Here is a 25256-nt window from a genome sequence, read left to right on the forward strand (position 1 = left end):
CTATGAGAGCCGGAGCTACTTGCTAGCAGCCTCGGTGGCAGCCTCCGTCGTGGTGGCTTCGGTCGATGCCTCGGCAGTCGCGGCGGCCTCCGTCGTCGCCGGGTTGCCGAGCACCGCGTCAAGCAGGTTGCCCTGGACCGTCACCTTGTCGCGGAGATTCTCGGCGGCGGCCTCGTCAAGACCGGTGATCATGCAGTTGAAGTTGAAGCCGCCATTGGGCGACGAGCTCTTCGTCCAGATGAAGGTCGCAAAGCGCTTGACGTTGCCCGTGGGCTTGAGGAAACCGAAGAAGCTAGACTGCTGGAACTTGCCGTTCTCGCCCACGTGCACGTCAACGTGGTAGATCACCTGCGTGACGTTGGGGTTGAGCAGGGCATTGACCGAGAGGGCCGCGGCCTGGATCTGGGAGCCGGCGAGGCAGGCGAGCTCATCCTTGCTCGCGGTGTCAACGACGGTGACCTCGATGCGGCCACTCTCCTCGTTTGCCTCGAGGACCGTGAAGTCCTCCGGGAACTGGGTGAAGCCGTCACCCCACTCGACGCCGTTGCGAAGTGCCGAGGTGACCGAGGCATTATCGACCTTGTTGGCGAGCTGTGCGGTACCGGCGCGGCGAATGACGCCACACGAGACCTGCGCGATGATCACGACGGCGAGCAGCGCCGCGACGACGAAGAACGCCGCGCGGGACATCGTCTTGCCAACGTTTGAGCCGGAGGGGTCATCGCCAGAAAGCGGGTCGACATCGACGGCAGCCTTCTTCTGGCGACGGCGGCCATGTTCCTTGCGAGCCTTGGAGGCGTTGGTGTGGCCCGTCTCGTCGACGTCGGCGAACAGGGCCTCGACCTCGTCCGGGGTGGGAGCAGTCTGCTTATTGTCCTTCTTTGCCATGAATCCATCTCCGCTTGGTTCGCCGCCGGGCGGCGCGAGTCAGTGGCAACCAGTATAAGCAGACCCCCATCTAGCCGGGCAAATTCCCCTCAAGCTACATATGGCGGAAGAGAGGACAAAAGCTACGCGCCGGAACCCGAACGGGATCCGGCGCGTCTCAAACGCATCTATGTGGCCGTAGCACCACTATCTACTCGGCCTTCGAGCCGAATTGCATGCGATAGTAGCTCGCATAGGTGCCATCGAGGGCCATGAGCTCCTCGTGCGTGCCGCGTTCCGCCACGCGGCCGTCCGCGATGGTGACGATCTCGTTCGCGTCGCGGATGGTCGAGAGCCTGTGGGCGATGACCAGCGTGGTGCGCCCGCTCGCAAGGCGCGCGAGGGACTCCTGGACGGCATGCTCGCTCTCGTTGTCGAGGGCGCTCGTAGCCTCGTCAAGCACGAGAATCTTCGGATTCTTGAGGAAGACGCGCGCGATGGCGATGCGCTGCTTCTGACCGCCGGAGAGACGGGCTCCGCGCTCGCCCACCTGGGTGTCGTAGCCGTCGGGCATCGCGCTCACAAAGGCATCCGCATTCGCGAGTCTGGCCGCCTCGCGAATCTCCTCCGCCGTGGCTCCGGGCCTGCCATAGGCGATGTTCTCCGCAATGGTGCCGTCGAAAAGGTAGACGTCCTGTTGAACGATGCCCACCGCCTCGCGAAGGCTCTTCTGCGCGACGGAACGCACGTCCTGCCCGTCGATCTCGATTGAGCCTGCCGCCACGTCATAGAAACGCGGGAGAAGGCTGCAGGTAGTCGACTTACCACCACCAGACGGTCCCACGAGCGCGATGGTCTCGCCCGGAGCGATATCGAGGTCGAGGCCGCGGATGACCTCCTCCTCGCCGTCATAGGAGAAGTGGACATCCGAGTAGCGGATGTGGCCGGCGCTCACCTCGAGCGGCTTGGCGTCCGGCGCGTCGACAATGTCGGGAACCGTCTCGAGGATCTCGACGAAGCGGCGGAAGCCCGCAATGGCCTTCTGGAAGGTCTCCGTGAAGTTGAGGATGTTCTCGATGGGCGTGGTGAGCATCGAGATATAGAGCGCGTAGGTCGCAAGGTCGGCGGCCTGCATCTGGCCCTGCGCGATCAGCCATCCGCCATAGACAAGGACGAGCGTGTTGAGACCGCCCATCATGCAGGAGATGGATGCCTGATAGCGACCCATCGCCCTATACATGTCGACCTTCGTGACGAGATAAGCGTCGTTGCTCTTGCGGAAACGGGCGCGCTCGACATCCTCCGCGGCGAAGCCCTTCACCACGCGGATACCGCCGAGGGAATCCTCGACGCGGGCATTCACGTTCGATATGCCCACGCGGTTCTTGGTGAAGACCGCCTTCATGTGCGCGTTAGCCCAAGCGTTGTAGGCCACGAGCGCAGCCGTGATCACCGCAAGGACGAGCGTGAGCGGCGCGTTGATGGTCGCCAGGATCACGAAGGCGCCCACAACCTCGACAATGCCGATGAGGAGGAACTCCGGACCATGGTGCGCGGTCTCGCAGATGTCGAAGAGGTCCGACACAAGACGGCTCATGAGGTCGCCTGACTTGTTCTTGTCAAAGAACGAGAAGCTCATGCGCTCGTAGGCATCGAAGAGGTCCTCGCGCATGCGGCTCTCCATGCGCGCGCCCATGACGTGACCCCAAAAGGCCACGAAGTAGCGGCACGCGAAGCGGATGGCGTACATGCAGACGAGACCCGCGGCGAGCATCCAAAGCGCCGCGAGAATGGCGTCGGACCCCTCACGGAAGAGACCCCTCGAAACCATCCTCAGAATCTGGGGGAACGACAGGTCGATCGCGGCTACCGCCAGCGAACAGACGAGGTCTGCCACGAAGAGGTGCATCTCCCCCTCGTAATAAGAGAGGAAGCGTGCGAAGAGGCTCTTGCCGGCCTCCTTTTCGCATGCGGCGTGGTCGCCAGAGGCGCTCGTCACGTCGTCAGTTGATTGCATTGCGTTAGTCCTCCGTTTTGACTTCGGGAGTGAGCCTGTGGGCGACGGCGTCGCACGCGAGCGCGCCGACGACGGTCTTCGCGTCCTCGACGCGACCGTCGAGGACGGCGTCCACAAGTTCGCCGAGCTCGACCATGTCAACGTTGATGAACTCGTCATCGTCCGGGTCGCTCTTGACGAAGGTAAGGTCCGTCGCCATGTAGAGGTGGATGACCTCGTCCGTGAAGCCGTCCGAGCTGGCGATGCTCGTGAGGTAGGCCATCTTGCCCGCGGCGAAGCCCGTCTCCTCCGTCAGCTCGCGATGGGCGGCGTCGAGCGGGTCCTCGCCCGGGTCGAGCTTGCCGGCGGGAATCTCGACCGTCACGCGACCAAGAGCCGTGCGGTATTGGCGCACCAGGCAGATGCGTCCGTCGTTCGTGAGAGCGACGATGGCCACGGCACCCGGGTGGCGCACGATGTCGCGGACAGACTCGCGACCGTCAGGAAGCTTCACGTGCAGACGGCTCACCGAGAAGATGCGGCCGGTCCAGGTCGTCTCCTCGCTGAGGGGCACCTCGGCGAGGGTGGCGTCACGCGGATCGTCATCGCCGCAGACGAAGTGGCGCGTCTCAGGCTCGCCGCTCGTGTGGTCATGCGTGCGGCGGGCACCGTCGAAGGTGAACGCCTCCACAGCTTCGTTAAGGCCCTCTTCCTTCTCGCCCATCGCTACACCTCCCACGCGTCGCGACCGCGAAGGGCGCGGGCGCCGATGTCGTGGCGCAGGGTCTTGCCCTCGAAGTCGATGAGCTCGCAGGCCTTGTAGGCGAGCTCGCGAGCGCCCTCAAAGCTATCGGCAACGGCGGTGACGTTGAGCACGCGGCCACCGTTGGTGACGAGCTTGCCGTCCTCAAGCTTAGTACCGGCGTGATAGACGGTCACGCCCTCGAGCGCCTCGGCGTCCTCGATGCCGGCAATCTCCTTGCCCTTCTCGTAAGAGCCGGGGTAGCCGGCGCTCGTGAGGACGACGGAGACGGCCCAGTCGTCATCCCAGCTGACATCAGCCTGGTCGAGCGTGCCGTTGTCGCAGCGGCAGAAGACGTCAACGAGGTCGGCCTTCATGCGCGGAAGCACGACCTGGGTCTCCGGATCGCCAAAGCGGGCGTTGAACTCGAGAACCTTCGGGCCGTCCTTCGTGAGCATGAAGCCGCCGTAGAGGCAGCCGGAGTAGTTGATGCCATCAGCCTTGAGCTGGGCGACGACGCGGCGCTCGATGTCGACCATGGCCTCGTGCTCCTCGGGCGTCACGAACGGCACCGGGGAGTAGACGCCCATGCCGCCCGTGTTGGGGCCGAGGTCACCCTCGAGGGCGCGCTTGTGGTCCTGGGAGCTCGCAAGGGGGATGACGGTCGTGCCATCAGTGAGGGCAAGCAGGGAGCACTCGGGGCCCTTCAGCATCTCTTCGACAACGACGGTCGAACCAGCCTCGCCAAAGGTGCCGGAGAAGCACTCACGAACGCCCTCGAGGGCCTCCTCGACCGTCTGGGCGACGATGACGCCCTTGCCGGCGGCGAGGCCGTCGGCCTTCACGACGCAAGGGCCGTTGAGCTCGCGGACATACTCCTCGGCGGGAGCCGCCTCGGTGAAGCTCTTGTAGCGTGCAGTGGGGACACCGGCGCGCTCCATGACCTCCTTGGCGAAGACCTTCGAACCCTCCATCTGGGCCGCCTCGCCGGAGGGGCCAAAGCAAGCGACGCCCGCAGCGCGGACGGCGTCAGCGACACCGGAGACGAGCGGAGCCTCGGGGCCAATCACGACGAGGCCGATGCCGTGCTCGGTCGCAAAGCCGGCGACGGCGGCAGGGTCGTTCTGGTCGATGTTCGCGAGCTCGGCCTCGGCGAGGATGCCGCCGTTGCCGGGGGCCGCCCAGATCTTGCCCGCGCGCGGGCTCTCGGCGAGCTTGCGAAGCATCGCGTGCTCGCGACCGCCAGCACCAAGTAGCAGGATGTCGATCGTGTCAGTACCGGACATGGGGCTCCTCTTTCCTGGTAAGTGTTCCAACTCTCTTATCGTAACGCGAACGGCCGGGTACATAGCCCCGGCCGCTCCATTTCTAGCCTGTCTTGTTTCGTTAGCCGCGATACAGCATCTCGGTGGGAACGCAGGAGAACGCCACGAGGCCGATGCCGGTATGCGTCGAGATGACCGGGCCAGCGCTATAAGTGCCCTGAAGGTCGACGATGATGCCTCGCTTCTCGATGGCTTCGAGGCACTCCTTGCAGCCCTCCTCGTTATCAGAGGTGGCAAAAGCCGCGGTGAGCCTAGCGCCCGTGCCGTACTTGGCCTCGACGATCTTCGCAAGGGCCTGGTACGCGCGCTGCATGCCGCGACCCTTGGCGATGGGCTCGAGGGCGCCCTCGTCAGTGACGTGGAGAACGGCCTTGATGTTGAGGACCGCGCTCATGAGTCCCTTGGCGCGGGAGCAGCGGCCGTTCTTGACGATGTTCTCGAGCGTGTCGAGCACGAAGACGAGAGAGGACTGCTCGCGCAGCTTCTCGAGATGAGCAAGGGTTGCCTCAAGGGTCTCGCCAGCGTCACGCATGTGGCAAGCTTCCTTGATGTAAATACCCTGCATGGACGTTCCGATCTTGGTGTCCCACACGTGGACGGGCACGGAACTGTCGTGAGCGGCAAGCGCGGCCGAGTTCGCGGTTCCGGAAAGCGCGCCGGAGATGTGGATGGACAGGACCTGCTTGGCGCCCGCCTCGGCAAGCTTCGCAAAGGCAGTGGCAAAGGCCGAGGTGGACGGCTGGGAGCTGTGCGGCAGCTCTTCCGCCGCCGCCATCTTGGCGTAGAACTCCTTGGGCTTGATCTCGATCTGGTCGAGGTAGCAACCGTCACCAACGAAGACGTGCAGAGGAACCATCTCGACACCGAGCTCGGCAAGCTCCTCAACGGGAAGATCGCACGTGCTATCGGTCACAATCTCGAACTGGTGGTCCATGCTGGTCCTTTCCATCTATCGGGCCGAGCAGCGCAGCCGAGTGGCGGCACGGGGGCTCGCTGTCTCGTGTTTACATAAAAAAAGGGCCCGCCACGATTGGCGGGCCCGGAATGCTTACTTCCAGTGGCGGTTGATCGTCTGCTCGCGATCGGGGCCAACGGCGATGAGGGAAACCCTCACGCCAGAGAGCTGCTCGATGAGGTCGATGTAATCCTTAGCCTCGCGTGGCAGGTCATAGAAGCTGCGGCAGCCGGAGATGTCCTCATGCCAACCGGGAACCTCGATGTACTTGGGCTTGGCGTGATAGAAGACGCTCTGGTGCTCGGGGACGGTGGTGTACTCGACGCCATCGCACTCATAGGCGGTGCAGATCTTGATGGTGTCGAGGCCGCCGAGGACGTCGAGCTTGGTGATCGCGAGGTCCGTCAGGCCATTGACGCGAGCGGCGTAGTTGACGACGACGGCGTCATACCAACCGCAACGACGCTTGCGGCCGGTGGTCACGCCATACTCGTGACCCTTCTCGAGAAGGTACTTGCCAACGCCCTCGTCCTCGGAGAGCTCCGTGGGGAACGGGCCAGAGCCAACGCGCGTGAGGTAGGCCTTGGCGATGCCGAGGACGCGATCGATGTTGGTGGGACCAACGCCCGAACCGGTGACGGCGCCGCCGGCGGTGCAGTTGGAGGAGGTCACGAACGGGTAGGTGCCGTGGTCGATGTCGAGCATCGTGGCCTGGGCGCCCTCGAACAGGATGTTCTTGCCGTCAGCGAGGAGGTCGTTGAGGAGCTTGGAGCTCTCGATGATGTAGGGGCGGATGCGCTCGGCATACGGGAGGTAGGTCTCGCAGATCTGCTCGACGGTGTAGGTGGGCAGCTCATAGACCTTCTCGAGGATCGGGTTCGTGTACTCGAGGGCAGCCTCGAGCTTCTCACGGAAGATCTTCTCGTCGAGCATGTCCTGAACGCGAAGACCGGTTCGGTTCATCTTGTCCATGTAGCAGGGCCCGACGCCGCGCTTGGTGGTGCCGATGAGGTTCTTGCCGAGCTTCTTCTCGTGGGCACCGTCGAGGTCCTTGTGATAGGGCATGACGATGTGGGCGTTGCCGGAGACACGCAGACCAGCGCAGTCAATGCCCTGGCCCTGGAGCGTGTCGAGCTCCTCAAGCATGACGGAGGGGTCGACAATGCAGCCGTTACCGATGACGGACAGGACGCCGTCATACATAACGCCAGAGGGAATCTGGTGAAGCGCGAGCTTGTGGCCGTTGGCGATAACCGTGTGACCGGCGTTCGCGCCACCCTGGTAGCGGCAGACGCAATCAAAATCACCGGAGACGAGGTCGGTGACCTTACCCTTGCCTTCGTCGCCCCACTGGGAACCAACCAGAACAGTTGCCGACATGAAGAGCTCCTTCTCTTACGGCTTAGCCAACTTGCTAAGTATACGACAGAAAAGGACCCCGGCTAAGCGGGGCCCTTCTTCTACACGTCGTCGTGATGGGTGTCGACCTCGAGAAACTTCGTCTTCTCGGCAAAGAAGGCCATGTCGATGATGCCAAGGGGGCCGGAACGGTTCTTGGCGACGACGAACTGCGTGATGCCGTAGTCCGGGCGGTCCTCGCGAGCGCCCTCGTCCTCCGTCATCGAACGGTCGAGTAGGATAACGATATCTGCGTCCTGCTCGATGGAGCCCGATTCGCGAAGGTCAGACAGCTGGGGGCGCTTGCCATGGTGACCCGTGCGGTCCTCGTTCTTACGCGAGAGCTGAGACAGCGCGATGACGGGAATGCCGAGGTCCTTGGCCATGATCTTGATGCCACGGCTCATCTCGGAAACCTCCGTCGCGCGCGAGTCCGCGCGACGATTGGGCGGAGGCGAGACGAGCTGCAGGTAGTCGAGGATGACGACGCCCTTTTCCTTGTTGCGGAGCATACGACGGGCCTTGGCGCGCACCTCGGTCACTGTGGTGCCAGGGGTATCATCGATCAGCAAATCGAGCTGCGAGAGGTCTTGCGTGGCCTGGAGGATGTCGTTCCACTGCTCGGGCGCGATCTTGCCGGAGCGGATGTTCTGGAGAGGCACCTGCGAATAGGTGGAGAGCAGGCGCTGGGCGATTTCCTCAGAGCTCATCTCGAGGGAGAAGAAGCAGACGCACGCGCCGCCCTGGGCCATCTGAACGGCAAGGTTAAGGGCGAACGACGTCTTACCGACGCCAGGGCGAGCGCCGACGACGATCATCTGGCCGGCGCGGAGGCCGAGGAACATACGATCCATCGCAGGGAAGCCCGTCTGGATGCCAACCGCCTCGTTACCAACCTGCGAAAGGCGCGAGAGCTCGTCATAAAGGGACACCATCGCGTCCTCGATCTTGACGTAGCTCGTCTTGATGTCGCGGTTGGTGACGTCGAGCAGCATCTTCTCCGCGCTGTCGACGACCTCCTTGGTGTCCTCCGGCGCGTTGGCGGCGAGCGTCGCGATCTTGGCCGAGGCATCAATCATCAGGCGGAGCGTCGAGTCGCGGTGAAGCATTTCCGCATGGTGGCGCCAACTCGCGATGGAGAAGGAATCCTCGCCAAGGCGCGCGAGGGCAGGCAGACCGCCGGCGCGCTCAAGCTCGCCGGTCGAAGTGAGGTAGTCTGCGAGGGAGATGGGGTCAACGGGGTTGCTGCGCTCGAACATCGTCCGCATGGCGGAGAAGATGATGCGGTTTGCGTCGAGGAAAAAGTCTTCCTCCGTGAGCTCGACAAGGGCGTTCTCGAGCACCTCAGGCGAGAGGAGCATTGCGGAGAGAACGGAACGCTCCGCAGCAACGTCTGAGGGCATGGTCTTGATAGAGGCGAACGCGGCCGGTGACGGCGCTGCGTCATACACGATCTCGTCCATGGTCCTCCCCTGTCATCTCAAGTTACGTTCATAGCGGTTGCGCCCGTGCATCTTAGCCCATGATCGCAATACTTGCAGCATGTTTTTTACACCATAACGTCTATGAACAGGGCATTGTTGAGAGCTTCCGGCGTTTACCCCTACGAATGCGAGTTTTCACACTTTTCAACAAATTTATCGTGATTCGGCGAAAGGTTATCAACATTGCAGGACACGTGTTCGCTTTACGGCCAGAAAACGAACAAGATGTCAGGAATTGGGCCTTCTTCCTCGTATTTTGTGTAATTGCGCAGGTAGATGCATGTATCTTATTTACACCATTTGGAAGGTGTCACCGCTCTCAACTGGGGTTTTGCAATTGATTGCTCAATCTCACCCAACAACAGAACGAATACCTGCACGTTTGCTGTCGAAAAAAGGACCCGCAGTCGAAACTGCGGGTCCTTGCTCATGCTAAGGCATGTTAACGCACCCAAGGTGCGCGGGAGGCTCGCCTACTCGGTAGCCTCGGGGTTCTCCTCGACAGCCTCGGTCTCGACGACCTCAGCCTCGGGAGCCTCCTCGACGACCTCCTCGACGGCCGGCTTGCCGACCTGGAGGTTAAGCTCAGCGGCGATCTCGCGGTACAGGCTCACCTTGACGGTGTGCAGACCGGAGGTCTTGATGGCGCGGTTGAGCTCGATGCGCTTGCGATCGACCTCGACACCGAGCTCGTTCTTGACGGCGTCGGCGACCATCACGTTGGTGACGGAGCCGAAGAGCTGGCCCTCATCGCCAACCTTGGCGTCGATGAGGACGGTCTTGCCGTCGAGGGCGGCCTTCAGGGCCTCGGCATCGGCAATGCGCTTCTCCTCGCGCTTGGCGATGTTGTGACGACGCTCCTCGAGCTGCTTCATGTTGCCCTTGGTGGCCGGCAGGGCCATGCGGTTGGGGAACAGGTAGTTCTCAGCGAACCCCTGGGCGACCTCGACGACGTCGCCCTCTCCGCCCTTGCCCTTGAGCTCACCCAGAAGGATGACTTTCATGGACACTCCTTACTTAGCTGCGGTCGCGACGGCCACCACGGCTGGACACCACGGAAACGGTGTACGGCAGAAGGGCCATCTCGCGAGCGCGCTTGATGGCGTTGGCGATGTCGTGCTGGTGCTGCGTGCAGGCGCCAGTGACGCGACGGGGCTTGATCTTGCCACGGTCGGTCATGTACTTGCGAAGGAGCTGAGTATCCTTGTAGTCGATGAACTCAGTGTTCTCCTTGCAGAACTGGCAGTACTTGCGACGCGGCTGACGCTGGTACTCAGTAGCCATGTCTCAAAACCTTTCTGTTGGCGTGCGGCCGGCTTGCGGCCGGACGCCGGTTCTCTCGGCGACGTGACCCGCGATGCGGGTACGCCAGCCACCTGGTGCTGGGACGATGCCCGGCCTGGGTGGCCTAGAACGGGATGTCCGCGTCGTACACATCCGCAGCGGGAGGTGCGGCGACGGGGACGGTGGCCGGCGCGGGCTGCGGAGCCTGCGGGGCCTGGTAGGGAGCCTGCGGAGCTTGGGGGGCATAGCCACCCTGCTGCTGGTAACCACCGGCGTTGCCGCCCTGACGAGAGCTCATGAATTCGATCTCGTCGATGACGACCTCGATCTTGGAACGCTTCTGACCGTCACGCTCCCAAGAGCTGTAACGCAGACGACCCTCGATGGCGACCTTGGTTCCCTTGGTAAGGTAGCGCTGGATCGCCTCGGCACGGGTGCCGAACATCACGCAGTCGATGAAGTTGGGGTAGTCCTCCCAGTTGCCGGTCTGCGGATTGCGACGACGATCGTTGACCGCCACGCCCAGGTGCAGCACCTGCGTGCCACCCTGCGTGCTGCGCAGCTCGGGATCCCTGGTCAGGTTGCCCGTAATGTTCACTCGGTTGATGCTCACGATACTCACTACCTTCCACGTGCGGACTGTACGCCCGCTTCCATGACTGACTTACTCGTTCTCGGGACGACGCACGATCATGTGGCGCTTCACAGCATCATTGATGCGGAGAACGCGATCGAGCTCGGCGATCTGCGTGGGGTCAGCGTGGAAGTTGACGAGGGTGTAATCACCCTCAGTGAGCTTGTCGATCTCGTAGGCGAGCTTGCGCTTGCCCCAGTTATCGACGTTGTCGACGGCGCCGCCGTTCTCGGTGATGGCGACTTCGATGCGCTTCATAACACCAGCGCGAGTCTCATCAGTGATCGTCGGGTCGACAAAAAACAGCAGTTCATAAGCCTTCATGTGGTCACCTCCTCTGGGCATGTGGCCTCGGGTCGTGAAGGTTTGCGCCCGAGACAGGAAAGGTTCGGTGGGGAATCATACCACGTCTGCGCCGCCTACAGTCAGGTGCGGGCACAAAACGCCCGTTTGTCCGCACACAGCGCACACATGTCCAGCTTTTGACTTGGCCCACGCTGACCCCTTTCTTGGGCCAAGGCTAACAGCCGAACCTGACAAATATGGGCATTCAAACCGACAGATACCTGACACCGCAGGTGGAAGCCGAAATCGAAAGCGCGAGATATTCTTGAGAACCTCTCGAAGGCAAATACCTACCACTCGCCGCAATAGAAGGCCCCCGAATGGTTCATCCATCCGGGGGCCTTGGGCCAAACGCTCTAGAAATAGCTACTGCTGCGGGGGATTGGTGGGGTTATCCGTAGGCGATGATTCCGAGGTTCCGGTTCCTTCTTCGGCTCTTGGGCGCACGAGGGGAACGATGACCTCGTCACTCGGCTGAGCCTCCGTCTCCGGCGCTACGGTCGGGGCAGGCGTCACGTTCGTCGATACGACGGTGGGAGCCGGCGCCTGGGTGGGCATGGGAACCTGAGCCGGAGCGGCTCCCATCTGGGCGGAGGCAGGCATTGACGCCTCGGGGTCCTGTGGCGACGGCACGGGAACGGTCGCGGGAGCCGTCGTCTGCTGACCTGCCTGCCCCGCCGGCGCCTGATACGGTTGAGTCGCAGGTGCCTGGTATGGCTGGCTCGTCGTCTGCTGATACGGCTGCGCAGCGGACGCCTGATAAGGCTGATTCGCAGGCGGCGCATACGTCACAGGCGGCTGCTGAACAGGGTAACCAGCACCAGCACCGGGCGTGGTCGGCGGAACCGTGGACGTGGGAAGAGAGGCGACCTGCGGAAGGGGATCGCTCGGGCCACCCCAGTGGGCAACGTCGAACTGCCTCATCCAGAGACCAACCGCGTTGTACGAGAGAAGTGAGGTCGCCACATTCACGACGGACGACAGGTATCCGGCAATCGCGGCAATAGGCATGACGATGCGAAGCATCGCGGTAAGGTGCCTGATAAACATGGCGTCATCAAAGCTACCCTTGGCGGCTCGGGCCATCTTGATGATTTCGGGCAGGACAGAGACGCCTCCCAGCAGCATAAAGAAAATCCAGATAGCGCTGACGATAAGTCCGCCGACGATCGGAATGAGGACGAAGAAGAACAGATCACCCGGCGCTCGCTTCACCATCTCGAGGACGCGAGATGGGTTGAGACCAGCAGAAATCTTGGTGTAGATTGCGGCACGGAGCACGGCGACATACACCACGAGGATGTAGAAGAGCTGGGCAAGCACAAGCAGGGAACCAATCAAGTTCGCCAGGGCATCCGGAAGCAAGACATCCGCAATGGAGTTCACGATGCCAGCCGCGAGCATCCAAACAAACATCCACACGAAGGTCACCACGAGAGCACGCCAGCCGGACGCCAGGCACTCCCCAATGCGCACGCCGCGCTGCTTCGGCGAAGAGTCAATACCCCACGCCGTGAGACGCGCCCATTCAAGGCCATAGCCCACGAGACCGATCAGTCCCACAAACGGAACGAAACTCGCAAGAGCAAGTAACAGGATGACCTTGATCCAGCCTTTGTCGCGCGTGAGCATGTCCCAGCTTCTCGAAATGTAATGCGGCTTTCCATCTGCGCCGTATGCCATGGCTACCTCCTGCGTATGTGTTATGCGCATGAGTATAACCGGGCACAGCACAAACAAAAAAGGGCCCGGCTCACAAGCGAACCGGGCCCTGCATTTTCTGGCGGAGAGGGAGGGATTTGAACCCTCGTAACCACAAAGTGGTTAAACGGTTTTCGAGACCGCCGCATTCAGCCGCTCTGCCACCTCTCCAGAATATGAGAGCGGCGCCCGCATAGGACGCCGCGAAAGATTCTGGCGGAGAGTCGGGGATTTGAACCCCGGAGACGCTTTAGACGCCTACACGATTTCCAATCGTGCGCCTTCGACCACTCGGCCAACTCTCCATTAAGCGCGGCGACTATTCTAACCTAAAAATATTGCCGAGCACAAGAGAAATTTCTCAGATTCTCAAAGGCAGTCATCAAGACGAGAAAATGGCTTACTTGTTCACGAGACCGGCGCGCACGTTGGCCTTCTTGCGCTCGATCGCGTTGAGGATGCGCTTGCGCATACGGATGCTCTTCGGCGTGACCTCGACGAGCTCGTCGTCCATGATGTACTCGAGCGCCTCCTCGAGGGAGAAGGTGCGCGGCGGGGTGAGCTGGACGGCGATGTCCGCCGTGGAGCTACGCTGGTTGCCGAGCTGTTTGGAACGGGCAATGTTAACGACCATGTCGCCAGGCTTGGAGCGCTCGCCCACGAGCATGCCCTCGTAGCACTCGTCGCCAGGGCCCACGAAGAGCTGGCCGCGCTCCTGCAGCGTGCCGAGCGCGTAGGCAACGGCCTTCTCGGTGGTCATGGAGATCATGGCACCGTTGTTGCGCACGCCAAGCTCGCCGGCGAAGGGGCCGTACTCGAGGAACGTGTGATAGAAGATGCCCTCACCGTGCGTGACGTTGAGGATACGGTTCTTGAGGCCCATGATGCCACGCGTCGGGATCTTGAACTCGATGTGGCAGATGGTCTCGCCCTGCTCCATGTTCGTCATGGTGCCGGAGGCGTTGCCGAACAGCTCGATGACCTTGCCGGAGTACTCGCCCGGGCACTCGACGACGGCCTGCTCGATCGGCTCGATGCGGTTGCCGTTCTCGTCCTTCTTGATGAGGACGCGGGGACGGCCAACCTGGAACTCGAAGCCCTCGCGACGCATGGACTCCATGAGGACGGACAGGTGCAGGATGCCTCGGCCGGCGACCTCGACGCCGGACTTGTCGGGGAGCTCCTCGATGCGCATCGTCACGTTGTTCTCGGCCTCGGTCATGAGGCGTTCCTTGAGCTGACGGGCACCCACGATGTCACCCTCGCGACCCACGAGCGGGCTCGTGCTGGCCTCGAAGACGATGGCCAGGGTCGGCGGGTCGATCTCGATGGGCTCGAGCTCGACGGGATTCTCGGGGTCGGTGTAGACGTCGCCAATGTCGGTGCGGTCGATGCCCACGACGGCGGCGATGTCGCCGGCGCCGACCTCGCTGCACTCCTTGCGACCAAGGTAGTCGAACGTGAAAAGCTGCTTGACGGTGGCGTTGGCGCGCGAGCCGTCGTTCTTCACGACGAGGATCTTGTCGCCGTCGTGGATGGTGCCGGAGTAGATGCGACCGATGCCGATGCGACCCACGTACTCGGAGTGGTCAATCGTGACGCACTGCATGGCAAGCGGGCCGTCAGGGTCAACCTCGGGCGCGGGCATATCCTCGACGATCATGTCGAGCAGCGGGTACATGTTGTCGTTGTCGTCGCTGGGGTCGAGGCGAGCAAATCCGTTCATGGCGCTCGCGTAGACAACGTGCTCCATGGCGAACTCGAGCTGCTCGTCGGTGGCGCCAAGGTCTGCCATGAGGTCGAGGCAGTCGTTGTAGGCCTTCTCGGGGTCGGCACCCGGGCGGTCGATCTTGTTGACGACGATCATGATGGACATGCCGGCGTCGATGGCGTGGCGCAGGACGAAGCGCGTCTGGGGCATGGGGCCCTCGAACGCGTCGACGAGCAGCAGAGCGCCGTCAGCCATCTTGAGGACGCGCTCAACCTCGCCGCCGAAGTCAGCGTGGCCCGGGGTGTCGATGACGTTGATCTTGACGCCCTTGTACTCGATGGAGATGTTCTTGGCGAGGATGGTGATGCCGCGCTCGCGCTCCTGGTCGTTGGAGTCAAGCACGCGGTCCTCGACCTGCTGGTTCTCGCGGAAGGCGTCGGTGGCGCGCAGGAGCTTGTCAACGATGGTCGTCTTACCGTGGTCGACGTGGGCGATGATGGCGATGTTGCGTAGGTGTTCCTGGCGCATGTTTATCCTCAATCTCGTGCGGCGCGTCGGATTACGCGCGATATGGCATGTGTGGGCCGAATTCTCGGCCCACGGCTTAGTTTAGCGCGGTGGACGGTAGGTTGCTTTCCTCACAAGCGCATCCATCGAGGTATCACGGTTGAGACCGGTCTCACTCGGATGGGTAAGCGCTGAGAATGGCGCAAGGGCTTATGGGCTTGTCGGGGGCGGGCTCATAACCGCCGTGGCGAGTCCTACAGCAGGCTCGGGGTCTCCCCGGCCGGGGCGGGATCGCTCCAGGCGAGATCATCGCCCGCTCCAATCCCCTCGACGAGCGAGAAGGCAGAGTAACCGCACTCAGCGCCACGCTCGCCAAACTCGAGGATGAGCGCATCTCGGAAGACGTCGTCCTCATCCGCAACCGCGCCAAGGTACGCGATGGCATAGCAGGCGGGCTTGCCAATGACTCGAGCGTTGTCCTCATCACGAGCGCCGTTACGAACCCACGTGCGGGCCGCTTCGAGGCACTGCTCGGCAGAATCATCGTCGAATTCGCAGGTCATACGCTGACCCTGAGAATCCGCGGCGGTGGCGACGACAGAGAAGTCCTCGCCAACAGCAAGTCGGTCGAGAGCCTCGCCCATGAGGGTGCTACCGAGCTCGTCGGTCTGAGCGGAAACGCCGCCGTTGCCGTGATTGTCCGCCATGTGTCACCCTCCGCGTTCGACGTGATATCGAAAAGATGGTAACGCATCCGCGCACGAGGTTGCGCGCTCCGCGCCAAAAGAGAAGGGAGCCGAGGCCGATTGACCTCGGCTCCCAGAGCACCGGGCGGGGATTGCGAAAGGAAAACGGGAGAAGCTTGACAAATCCGCCCGGTGGAAAGGAGCAGACCCTCGCCGGCGCGGCAATGGGAGGAGCCGCGCCGGCTTAGGTTTCTTTGGTCCCCTAACTCCTCTTGCCCCTCTTGTTCACAACGAGGGCGACGGCGAGGATGGCGACGCCGAGAACCGCGCTAACCACGATGGGTGCGGACTCGATGGGGTCACCCGTCTGCGGGATGAACTTCGTGGGCGGCGTGGGGGTCGAGGGCTTCGCGGGTTCCTCAGGCTTGGTGTACGTGTTGCGGAACACGCAAGCCGCGAGCTCCTCCTGGTTCACGCTCGCGATGAGGTTGCCCTGACGATCGTCTTCGACCGTGACGGTGACCTTGCGCTCCGCTTCGTCGTACGTGACGCCCTGCTGGCCATCGTTCACCTCGGAGATGGTGAACGTGTAGGTGCCGGCCTGCGTGAAGGAGAGCTCAGAGAACGTAACCTGACCGTTCGCGTCGTTCGTTGCGGTGAGCTCGACACCGCCACCGGAGAGCCTGAAGGTGAACTGGCCGGCCTTGAGGTCTGCGCCCTCGAGCACCTTGGCCGCGGTGAGGGCGAGCTTGGTGGGCTTGGCGGTGTAGACGTTCTCGAACTCAGCCTCATCCGCATCCACAAGCTTGTGGGTAACGCCGAGGGTTCCGTCCCCGTTATCCACGACGGTCGTCGTCACACGGTAGGTTGCATCGCTATACGTAACGCCATTCGCGGTGGTCCCGTGGCCGTGCTCGCGAATCGTGTAGTTGTGGACGCCAGGAGCTGTGTACTCGATGGCGCTCAGAGCCACATTGCCGGACGCGTCGTTCGTGCCAGTAGCGACGATACGCTTATCCTCGAGAAGCTCGAACGTAAAGTCGTTCTCATCGAGGGTGCGCCCGGTCAGGGTCTTGTGGACCCTGATCTGATCGGTGACGCTCGAAGTAGTGGGCGTGACGCCGTAGGAGTTCGTGAAGGTGAAGGCCGGGCCATCGAGCACGTTGCCGTCCGCGTCGACGCGAGCGACGGTGAGCTTGCCATGGCCGTCGTCCGTAACCTTGATGTTCACGACGCGCGAGGACTGCGCGTCATTCGTGACGCCCGCTGCCGAACCGCTCTCGGTGATGGTGTAGTGGTAGGTGTGGGAGCGCTCGCGAACGGGCTCGGTACCAGCTTTGCCATCGGTCGCGGCAGTAGCAGCGGTGTCGGAGACGACGCGCATCAGCCTGCGAGACCTACGCCAGGAAGCGGTGGCGACGCTATCCGCCTCAACGTCGTGGTTGGCAAGGGCCTGAGGTGCCGCCTCGGAAGTGGAGCCGGGCTCCGCGACGGAAGCGGACTCAGACGCAGCACCCTCAGACGGCGCGGGAGCGGCTTCCTGAGTTGCGGGAGGAGCAGCGTCGGGCTCGGAATCGACAGCGGGGTTCCCGGTCTCTCCCACCGCAGGCTCGTTGAGCTGCGCGTTAGGCGTGGGTGAGGATTCGCCCGGGGCGGCGGTGTCACCAGCCACGGCGCCCGCGCCTTCCGCCTCGCCAGCGGCGTCGTTGGTCTCGACGTTCTCGCCAAGGGCCTTCAGGAGGTCCTCGAGCGTAAACTTAATCGAGCCGAAGTCGACATTGCCGTTCGCATCGTTCGTAGTCGAGGTGCGGGTGGGCATGGGGGCACCAGCCTCGCCCTCGATGGTGAAGGTGAACTTCCCGGTGATATCGGTGCCATCAAGGCCTTCAGGCACGCTGAGCTGCTTGGAGCCCACAAGGTCGATAGAGACGGGCTCGCCCGTCGCGTACGTGTTGAGGAACGCGAGGCCACTCGTGGGCAGGTTCGCCGTGCAAGCCAGCGTTCCGTGACCGTTATCCACAACGGTCACGTTGAAGGAGAAGCTCGACGCCGTGGACGTCACACCCTTGTCGCTGAGACCGTCAGCCACCTCGTAGGCGACGTACGGGATGGTCCAGGCGTTGCCGGTGCGCGTGGCGAGTCCGTCGGCAACGAGGCCGGCGAGCATGGCGCTGTCGTAGGACAGGGTCCCAAAGTCCACCTTGCCGGAGACGTTCGTGGCGTTAGAGACGACCGCGTGGTCACCCGCGCCATAGGCCAGGCGGAACTTGAAGTCGTTATCGAACATGAGGCCGTTCGTCATGGACTTCGTGCCAACGATGGGGTCGGTCGCGCCGGCGGCGGCATAGGAGTTCACGAAGGAGACCTTCGCAGCGGCGTTCGCGTCGGAACCGGCAACGTAGGTGTACATGTTGTCGACACCAGACGTGCTCGTGATGTGCGTCGTTACCGTGAGCCTGGCGTTGGAAGCGTCATCAGCCGTGGTGATCTTGACGTTGTAGCTCGTAGCGTCATAGATGACGCCACCAAGATTGCCGCCCTTCTCGGTAATGGTGTAGGAGTAGACCTTCCCTACGTCTTCCTGGGTAAACGTGACGCCCGCGGGCGAGCTCACCACAAGGGCCTCGTCCCCGTCAGGGGCTGCGGAGTTGGCGTGCTCGCCAGCGATGCCGAGCTTGTCGCCGTCACGGCCGGCGACAACGTCGAACCCAAACTCTCCCGCGCTCATGGCACGGCCGTTCATCGTCTTCGTGACGCTCAGGCCGCCAGCGGCCGTGTAGTCGAGGCGAGAGCTATAGGTGTTCGTGAAGGCGTTGTTCTCGTTCGTCACGATGGCGCTCATCGTGCCGTTGCCTCGGTCAGCGACCGTTACGGTCACCGTCGCGGCATGCTTGTCGTCGGAGATTCCGGGGATGCCAGAAGCATTCTCGGTGACCTCGTATTCGAACGTGCGGGCGCCATCACGCACCATGTCATAGGTGAATGGGATGGTGCCAAACGTGAAGTCTGCCGCCTCGGTGGCGTCATGGACGGTCACGCTGGTGACTTCCTCGCCGTTGGCATTGACGGGCAGTGGCGCGCCGTCAGTCTTGGCGCTGATCGTGAAGGTGAAGCTGTCTCCCTCGCGCCACTCGCGGCCCTCGAGGACCTTGGAGAAGTGGGGTTTCACGAGCTGGTCAGACGGGATGCTGGAGTCATACGTGTTGACGAACTCCCTGTCACCGGAGATGCGGCCGGCGGTCGCCTCGAGCGTGCCGGTCTCCGTGTTGTCTCGCACGGTGACACGGAAGGTGGCGATGTTGTTGCTGTAGCTCATGCCACCGGCGCTTCCGCGCTCCTCGGTGACCCTGTATTCGTACTGGCCAGGCTGCGTGTACACGATGGAGCCAAAGTCGATCATGGCCGCGCCGTCGACGACGTCATTGGGGCTGACGGCGACGCTCGTGGAGGGAGCGCCGTCGTCACCCATGGGGACGGGAGCGCCGTTGACGCCCTCGAGTAGGAAGGCGAAGCTGTCGCCGTCCTGCCAGTCGCGACCCTCAAGGACCTTCGTCAGGCCGAAGTCCGCCGTGGCGAAGCTGGCATCCTCGGCATGGTACGTGTTCTCGAACAGGACCCTACGGCTGTCGTCGCTCACGACCTGGCCGTCGATCTTCGTCGTAACCGTCAGCGTACCGTCAAGGTTATCGATGACGAAGATGACTACCTCGTGCGTGTGGCTGTCATAGGTAACGCCGGGGACCTTGTCCTCATCGGCGGGAATGACTTCCGCCACGTCGAATGCGTAGGTCTTGTTGGCGTTCTCCGCGCTAAAGACCACGCCAGTCAGCTTCGCCATGTCCTCGACGATGCCGCTTGCGCGCTCCTGGGTGTTGGAGAAGCTCTTGTCGGAATCGGCGAGCAAGGCATTTGCCTCGTCAGCCGTCGCAGCAGTGGTTCCGGTCTCGGCGGTGGCATCCTTGCCCGTGATGGTGAAGGAGAACATGCCCATATCCATAGAACGGCCGGTGAGGACCTTGCTCACGGTAAGCCCGGGATAGTAGGCAACCTCGGTGGGCGCGTAGACGTTCGTGAAAGCCGCATGATCGGTGACGTTCTTGTCCGCATCGACCGCGGAGGTCGTGTTGTCGTAGGAGACGCTCCCGAGGGCGAGCGTGCCGTTGTTGTCAACGATAGTGACGGTTGCGGTGGCGGTGTGGCGGTCCCACGTGATGCCCTTGCTATCCTCAGTAGGGGCGTTCTCGCGAATGTCGAAGACGTACTCGCCAGGCTTGGTGAACGTCATCTCGCCGGACTCAAAGTTGACCACGTTGCCGTTGGTCTTGTGCTCGAGGGCCATGTCAGAGGCGACGCCGTTCTCGGGGCCAGAGACGAGGCTCAGGGAGAAGTTGAAGTTATCCGTATCGAGCATGTCTCGGCCAACAAGGTGCTTCTCACCCTTGATGACACCGGATCCAGTGAACGCCTGGGGCGTATAAGAGTTCTCGAACGCAGCCTCTCCATGGCTCTCGCTCTCGCCCTCGCGGGTATAAGTGGCGGAAACCTTGACGAGGTTCTCGCCGTCGACGGTCTCGTGGGTCACAGTCACGGTCGCGATCCAGACCGTGGTGTCATACGTCATGCCGGGGCGACGGTCGGCGGGGACCTTCTCGGAAATCTTGTACCGGTAGCTCTTGCCCACGTCCTCGCTCGTGAAGGTGATTCCCTCGAAGACCACGACGCCATGGGCATTGTTGCGGCCAACGAGCTCGGTCGCGTCGGCGGGCATGGGAGCGTTATCGACAGGCGTCAGGGAGAAGTCAAACATTCCAGTCTGGAGAGACAGCGCGCCGGATGCGTCGTTTAGCGTCTTCGTGGCGATGGGTGCCCACTCCTGCGAAGTGGCATCGAAGGCGTTCGTGAACCTCGCGGCGTTCGTCGCGGCGGCATCGGCGGCGACATCGGCACCGAGGTCGTCGTGGACGCGCGTAATCTCGGCGGTGGCGGCGAGCGTTCCGTCGTGGTTGTCCTCGACCGTGACGGTCACGGTGTAGAGGGCGAGCGAGGTCGACACACCGGGCGTCGTGGCTTCCTCGGCGGGCTCGTAAATCTGATAGGTGTAGGTGCCAGGCGCATCGTAGGCGATGTCACCAAAGTTGAAGGCGACAGGCGTGCCGGAGGCCGTGCCTTCGGGGCTCGTCGCGACCACCCTAGAGATGTCTCCCTCGGCACCCTTCGGCATGGGAGCGCCGTCGAGACCCTGGAGGATGAAGGTGAAGCTATCGTTCGCAAGCCAATCGCGACCGTTGAGGATCTTCTCGCCGGCAAGGTTCCCTTCGCCGGAGAGCTTTCCCGTAGCGGAATAGGTGTTCGTGAATTCCGCCTTAGCCTCGAGCCCGGCCTCGATCCTACCTTCTTGCGCGGTGGAGGGCGAAGTCTCGAAGCCCCGCGTGGCTTCCTCGGTCACGGTGTAGGCAGTTCCCCGAGCAAGGCCATACACGTAGAGAGTCTCTCCATGCTTGAGCGTGTGCGTGGCGTTGCCGGCGGCATCAAACGCAAGATTCCAGGACTCGTCACCGTGGACCGTCCCGTCCTCACCCTTGACGGTTGCCTTGAACGTCTTGCCGGCGGCGTTGGGGATCGAGATATTGAACGTGAAGTCGAGGTCGTTGTAGTGGGCCTCGTCGAAGCCAGCAGGAACGGCGACCATCTTGGAAATCGCGAGCGTCCCGGGCTGCTCGAGCGAGATGCGACCGTTGTTGCCGAGGGCGACGTTGATCGTCGTGCCGTTCCAATGGGGGTTGATGATGGTGGAGGCAGTTGCCGTTGCGTTGTTATCCTTATCAGTACGAAGCTCGTTGATGTAGGTGAGGCGGCGCGAACCCTTCTTCAGGACGAGATATCCGGATTCATCAGTGGCGATTGCACCCGTAACACCCTCGGCAACACTACCGGGGAAGGAGACCACACTCGAAGCCCTGGTCGCCTTTCCATCAGCAATGTCATACCAAGAACTCTCGTAGTAATACGTCACAGAGCCGCTCAGCGGACCACGAGCGCGCTGGGTGCACTCGGCATCGAGGTAGAGCGGGGCGTCTTCGGTGATGTAGTAGTACCTGTTACCCGTCGCGGGAGTGAATGCAGACATCGTGTCGCCATCCGCCCCACCGGAGTACGCGTTCGCGAGGAAGTAAACCTTCCCATCCTCATCCGTGTGGCTGGCAATGTAGTTCGCCATGGCCTCGTCGGGATTCGCGAGGAGGTCAATCGCCTCTTCCTTGAGGCTCGAGCCGTAGAACACGCGAATGGGGAACGTCGGCGTCACGTTGCCGGTTCCCGCGTCCTCATCGACGTTGAAATGACGAAGTGGAATGAGGGACGCCGGAATGGAGACGGTCACCTTGTCGCCAGTCCGGGCATCATCGGAGCGCTCGACGCGAATAACGACGTCGGCAAGGTCGCCTGCGGGATAGAGCACGTTACCGGCCGCGCCATGGAACGTGTAGGTATCGACATTGCCGGAGGTGGAGACATCGGGATTGGAGAAGACCTGGCTGGCAAAGACAATGCTCTCGAAGCTGTCTACCTTCATGTAGTCGCCCAGCTGATCGGTAAACGTCACGTAGCCAGACGTGTTCTCGGCACCTTCGACGACATGGGTGGGATGTCCCGCCGCGTTCGCGATTTCCTGCGAGATTCCGCTAAAGACATCCTTGAAGCCGTCGGCGCTTGTCGCCGTCTTATAGAAGTCGGAGTCAGTCGCGCGCGCACCAAGCTCGTCATACTTCGTTGCGGCGGGATAGTTGCTGGACACGGCGTGCAGGAATTTGTTCTCTTTCGTAGTGGTCCAGTCATTGGGATCAGCGGAGGGATTTGCGCCACTCTGGATGCCAACGGTGTAGATGGTGGTCCCACCATCCTTGAGGGCCTTGGCGGTGGAAACGGCAGAGTTGGCAACGGACTTGTTGAAGCTGTCGCTCTTAGTCGGCGTACCGTCCGTGAAGAACACAACGACCGTCTTGGCACCAGGGCGAGCGTCGTTCAAAGCCTTCTGTGCCTGGGACATGCCGTAGTCGGCACGAGTGGCTCCAGAGGGCTTGAGGGCATTGATTTGGGAGGTAATGGTCCCCTTGCCATCCTGCGTGCAAGCCGTAAGACCAATCATGCGCTGGCTGTAGTTGTAACCGCTGTAAGTGAAATCATTACCGACGCGATCGGTGGAGTCGCTTGCAAACTTCACGACGGAGACCCGATGCTGCATCGTCGGGTCGTCAATTCCTTCGTTAGCCTTAGCAATCTCATCGACGAAGGCATTCGCGGCAGCCTTAAGAGCGTCCATCTTTGTGGTGCCGCCCCAACCCATGTTCTCTTTCATGGAGCCCGAGGCGTCAAGGACGAGAACGACGTCCAAGGGTGTCGAGGACGTCGTTGTCAGGTTTGACGTCGATGAGATGGCGGAAAGTGACGTCAGGAAGTCCGAGTCACCCTTCTCGATCGTTATGGGGTCACCGGCACCTGTGAGGACGATGTCGCCATCCGAGACGGTCTTGTCAGTCCAAATGCGGCCGACGTTCTCCGTCGAATTCTCGAGACCCCAGTTGCGCCACGTTGTCGCGGACGAGGGGTCGGCGACCGTCTCGGCGCCGGCCGTGGCGGCGAGGGCCGAGACGGGTGCCAACGTAAGGAATATCGCAAACAACAACAGAAGCCTTAGCCGCTTCATGGTGACCTCCTCCGACGAAAGCTAGATAACCGAGCTTATCGTCAGTAAATCGAGGTCAATTCAATAGGTCACATGTGTGCCAAACTTGAGAACTCGCAGGTAGATTAGTCTGTTCCAAAAAACACCGTTTCCGCGAACGGTAAGGGAAAACAAAGCCGCGCGTTGGCCGCGGAGGCGCATGTCCGTCGATACGGAAGAGCGATTAAACGCCTCTGGTCTCTCTCGCCCTAGCCCCTCTCGCGAGTCTTGAATTCGTCGAACCAGGCATCGAATTCTCGATAGAGACCAACGCGCGTGGTAACTCCCGCCTTCTCATAAATGGCGGAGATATGCCTCTGCGCCACGCGGCGCGAGACGAACAGGCCATCCGCAATCTCTTGAACGCCGAGATCCGTCGTCAGGAGGGCCGTATACACTTCCCCTTCCCTCGCGGTAAGACCGATCTTCTCGGCGTATAGGATGAGCGCCTCTTCGCGGGATGGAAGGGCAGGCGCCTGGGTGGAATTTTCGCCGACCCCCCTCGCCTCGTCCAGGTTCTCCGTAATTCCCCACGCGATGTCGCGGACAAGGACGAGCGATGTCGCGGACAAGGACGAGAAGACAGACAACCGACAACAAGCATGACGCGGTCACCGTCACGACCACGCCCAGAGATTCAAAGAGAGGGCGTGCGAGCAGTGCGCCCAAGGCGCCCACAAGACAGCTGATGGCCCTTCCCATACTTGCAACGATCTCCGGGCAAGATGTCTTGGGCGCCACCCTCATGAAGCTCGCGCTGAGATACATGACATAGAAAGAGCCATATATTCCCGCGATAAAGGTAGCGGCAGGCATCCCCTCCGGCGTTTCCGCCGCAGGCACCGCCGCAGCAACAAGGAACATCGCGCATATTGTGATGAGGGAGCAAAGTCGGCCTTTCTTCAGGTCAAACAACACGCCAACGAGCGGGAGCGAAAGCGAGTAAACGATCTTGGAGAGACCGGTGCTGATGATATTCCCATTTGCATAGTTCCAGACAAGAACGCCGTCGAGAAGGCCATAGTCGAGGGTCATGGCGGCGGCAGCAACTGCAAGAAGGACGATCGACCCCCTGCTCACGCCGGATACTTGCTGCGGCGATGGCCGGTGATCGTATAGCCACCGCCTAGCGGGACGACCGTCAAGCCACAAAATGGCAAGCACACTCAGAATTACGCAAACCACAAAGACCATAGGCGTCATCCCGAGGGTCTCGACTAGATATTCGAGTAGGGAGGCAACGCCCATGCCAATCCCAAGCGCTCGTCCAGAGACCTCGTTCTCATACGACACGAGGCTAAACCCATGATGGACGGCGGCACCAAGGTAGCCAAGAGCCAGAATCGTCGTGCAGCTCGCGATGAGGAAACCAGGAAGGCGAAGGGTTGCCACCATCCCAATGGCTCCGGTAACACAAAGAGACATTGCGGCGGCGACAGCGGTTCTTTTCTCCATCGAACCGGGAAGATAGGCTCCCGCAACCCAGAATAAGACGTAACCAAGCCCCGTAAAGGCGAGCAGAATCGCATATACGTTCCCTATGACACCGGGATCCGCAAGGCGAGGAGTACGCTCCAGCGTTACGGACATGCAGAGCTTCCAGGTGAAGAAGTAGAGGGAGAAGGAGGCAGCCTCAATGATTAGCGACGGGGAGAGATAACGGGAGGGAGCAATATGTTGAAGCTTTCTAGTTGCGCGCACGAGTCGCCCCCCTTCGTCACACCATGTATCTTCGCACGATTTTCGATAGGGGGGGCAATAAAAACGGCGACATAAGTCCCAAATTATCAGAGGCTTCGGTAGTTTGTGTGACAAGGGGCTAGCCTAGGCAGCAACGCTCTTCGCTCCCTTCACGCCCTTCTTCCTCGCCTTCACCGGGCGACCCGGGAGCTGGGGCTGGC

16 protein-coding genes and 2 tRNA genes are annotated in these 25256 nt (G+C 61.8%); all 18 read right to left on the minus strand.

Annotated features, from left to right (window positions below; genetic code table 11):
• Nucleotides 1-15: 15 nt before the first annotated feature.
• Complete coding sequence (locus ACTQ1Z_RS06270; RefSeq protein WP_441859634.1) at nt 16-888, minus strand: hypothetical protein; 873 nt, start codon at nt 886-888, stop codon at nt 16-18.
• A 190-nt stretch (nt 889-1078) separates the two neighbouring features.
• Nucleotides 1079-2884 carry an ABC transporter ATP-binding protein gene (locus ACTQ1Z_RS06275; RefSeq protein WP_441859636.1) on the minus strand — a complete coding sequence of 602 codons (1806 nt, stop codon included), beginning with the start codon at nt 2882-2884 and terminating at the stop codon, nt 1079-1081.
• Nucleotides 2885-2888: 4 nt separating this feature from the next.
• On the minus strand, nt 2889-3587 hold the full coding sequence (locus ACTQ1Z_RS06280) for an NUDIX domain-containing protein (protein ID WP_293836929.1): 699 nt from the start codon (nt 3585-3587) through the stop codon (nt 2889-2891).
• 2 nt (nt 3588-3589) lie between these two features.
• Nucleotides 3590-4891 carry a phosphoribosylamine--glycine ligase gene (purD, locus tag ACTQ1Z_RS06285; protein WP_441859639.1) on the minus strand — a complete coding sequence of 434 codons (1302 nt, stop codon included), beginning with the start codon at nt 4889-4891 and terminating at the stop codon, nt 3590-3592.
• Nucleotides 4892-4991: 100 nt separating this feature from the next.
• Nucleotides 4992-5864 carry a DegV family protein gene (locus ACTQ1Z_RS06290; protein WP_441859641.1) on the minus strand — a complete coding sequence of 291 codons (873 nt, stop codon included), beginning with the start codon at nt 5862-5864 and terminating at the stop codon, nt 4992-4994.
• A 114-nt stretch (nt 5865-5978) separates the two neighbouring features.
• Entirely contained in the window at nt 5979-7265 is a 1287-nt protein-coding gene (locus ACTQ1Z_RS06295; RefSeq protein WP_320679963.1) for an adenylosuccinate synthase, read from the minus strand.
• A gap of 80 nt (nt 7266-7345) precedes the next feature.
• A complete protein-coding gene (dnaB, locus tag ACTQ1Z_RS06300) occupies nt 7346-8746 on the minus strand; it encodes a replicative DNA helicase (RefSeq protein WP_293814854.1) in 1401 nt (466 codons plus the stop codon).
• A 494-nt stretch (nt 8747-9240) separates the two neighbouring features.
• Complete coding sequence (rplI, locus tag ACTQ1Z_RS06305; protein ID WP_441859644.1) at nt 9241-9771, minus strand: 50S ribosomal protein L9; 531 nt, start codon at nt 9769-9771, stop codon at nt 9241-9243.
• Between the two features lie 13 nt (nt 9772-9784).
• On the minus strand, nt 9785-10051 hold the full coding sequence (rpsR, locus tag ACTQ1Z_RS06310) for a 30S ribosomal protein S18 (RefSeq protein WP_293814857.1): 267 nt from the start codon (nt 10049-10051) through the stop codon (nt 9785-9787).
• A gap of 124 nt (nt 10052-10175) precedes the next feature.
• Complete coding sequence (locus tag ACTQ1Z_RS06315) at nt 10176-10664, minus strand: single-stranded DNA-binding protein (protein WP_293814858.1); 489 nt, start codon at nt 10662-10664, stop codon at nt 10176-10178.
• A 51-nt stretch (nt 10665-10715) separates the two neighbouring features.
• The gene (gene rpsF / locus ACTQ1Z_RS06320) at nt 10716-11009 is read right to left on the minus strand and encodes a 30S ribosomal protein S6 (protein ID WP_293814859.1); all 294 of its coding nucleotides are present in this window, start codon (nt 11007-11009) and stop codon (nt 10716-10718) included.
• 387 nt (nt 11010-11396) lie between these two features.
• Complete coding sequence (locus ACTQ1Z_RS06325; protein ID WP_441859647.1) at nt 11397-12713, minus strand: DUF4013 domain-containing protein; 1317 nt, start codon at nt 12711-12713, stop codon at nt 11397-11399.
• Nucleotides 12714-12811: 98 nt separating this feature from the next.
• Nucleotides 12812-12902: transfer RNA gene (locus tag ACTQ1Z_RS06330), tRNA-Ser, on the minus strand.
• Between the two features lie 43 nt (nt 12903-12945).
• A tRNA-Ser gene (locus ACTQ1Z_RS06335) sits at nt 12946-13036 on the minus strand.
• A 95-nt stretch (nt 13037-13131) separates the two neighbouring features.
• Nucleotides 13132-14970 (minus strand): translational GTPase TypA, encoded by a 1839-nt coding sequence (gene typA, locus ACTQ1Z_RS06340; protein ID WP_441859649.1) that lies wholly within the window; start codon nt 14968-14970, stop codon nt 13132-13134.
• A 233-nt stretch (nt 14971-15203) separates the two neighbouring features.
• Nucleotides 15204-15656 carry a hypothetical protein gene (locus tag ACTQ1Z_RS06345; protein WP_441859651.1) on the minus strand — a complete coding sequence of 151 codons (453 nt, stop codon included), beginning with the start codon at nt 15654-15656 and terminating at the stop codon, nt 15204-15206.
• 241 nt (nt 15657-15897) lie between these two features.
• Nucleotides 15898-23337, minus strand: a complete 7440-nt coding sequence (locus ACTQ1Z_RS06350; RefSeq protein ID WP_441859653.1) for a Spy0128 family protein — start codon at nt 23335-23337, stop codon at nt 15898-15900.
• Nucleotides 23338-23564: 227 nt separating this feature from the next.
• Nucleotides 23565-23945, minus strand: a complete 381-nt coding sequence (locus ACTQ1Z_RS06355; RefSeq protein WP_441859655.1) for a LuxR C-terminal-related transcriptional regulator — start codon at nt 23943-23945, stop codon at nt 23565-23567.
• Nucleotides 23946-25256 lie beyond the last annotated feature (1311 nt).

It is taken from the genome of Parolsenella sp. LCP21S3_E11 (assembly GCF_052118165.1).
GTDB lineage: Bacteria > Actinomycetota > Coriobacteriia > Coriobacteriales > Atopobiaceae > Parolsenella.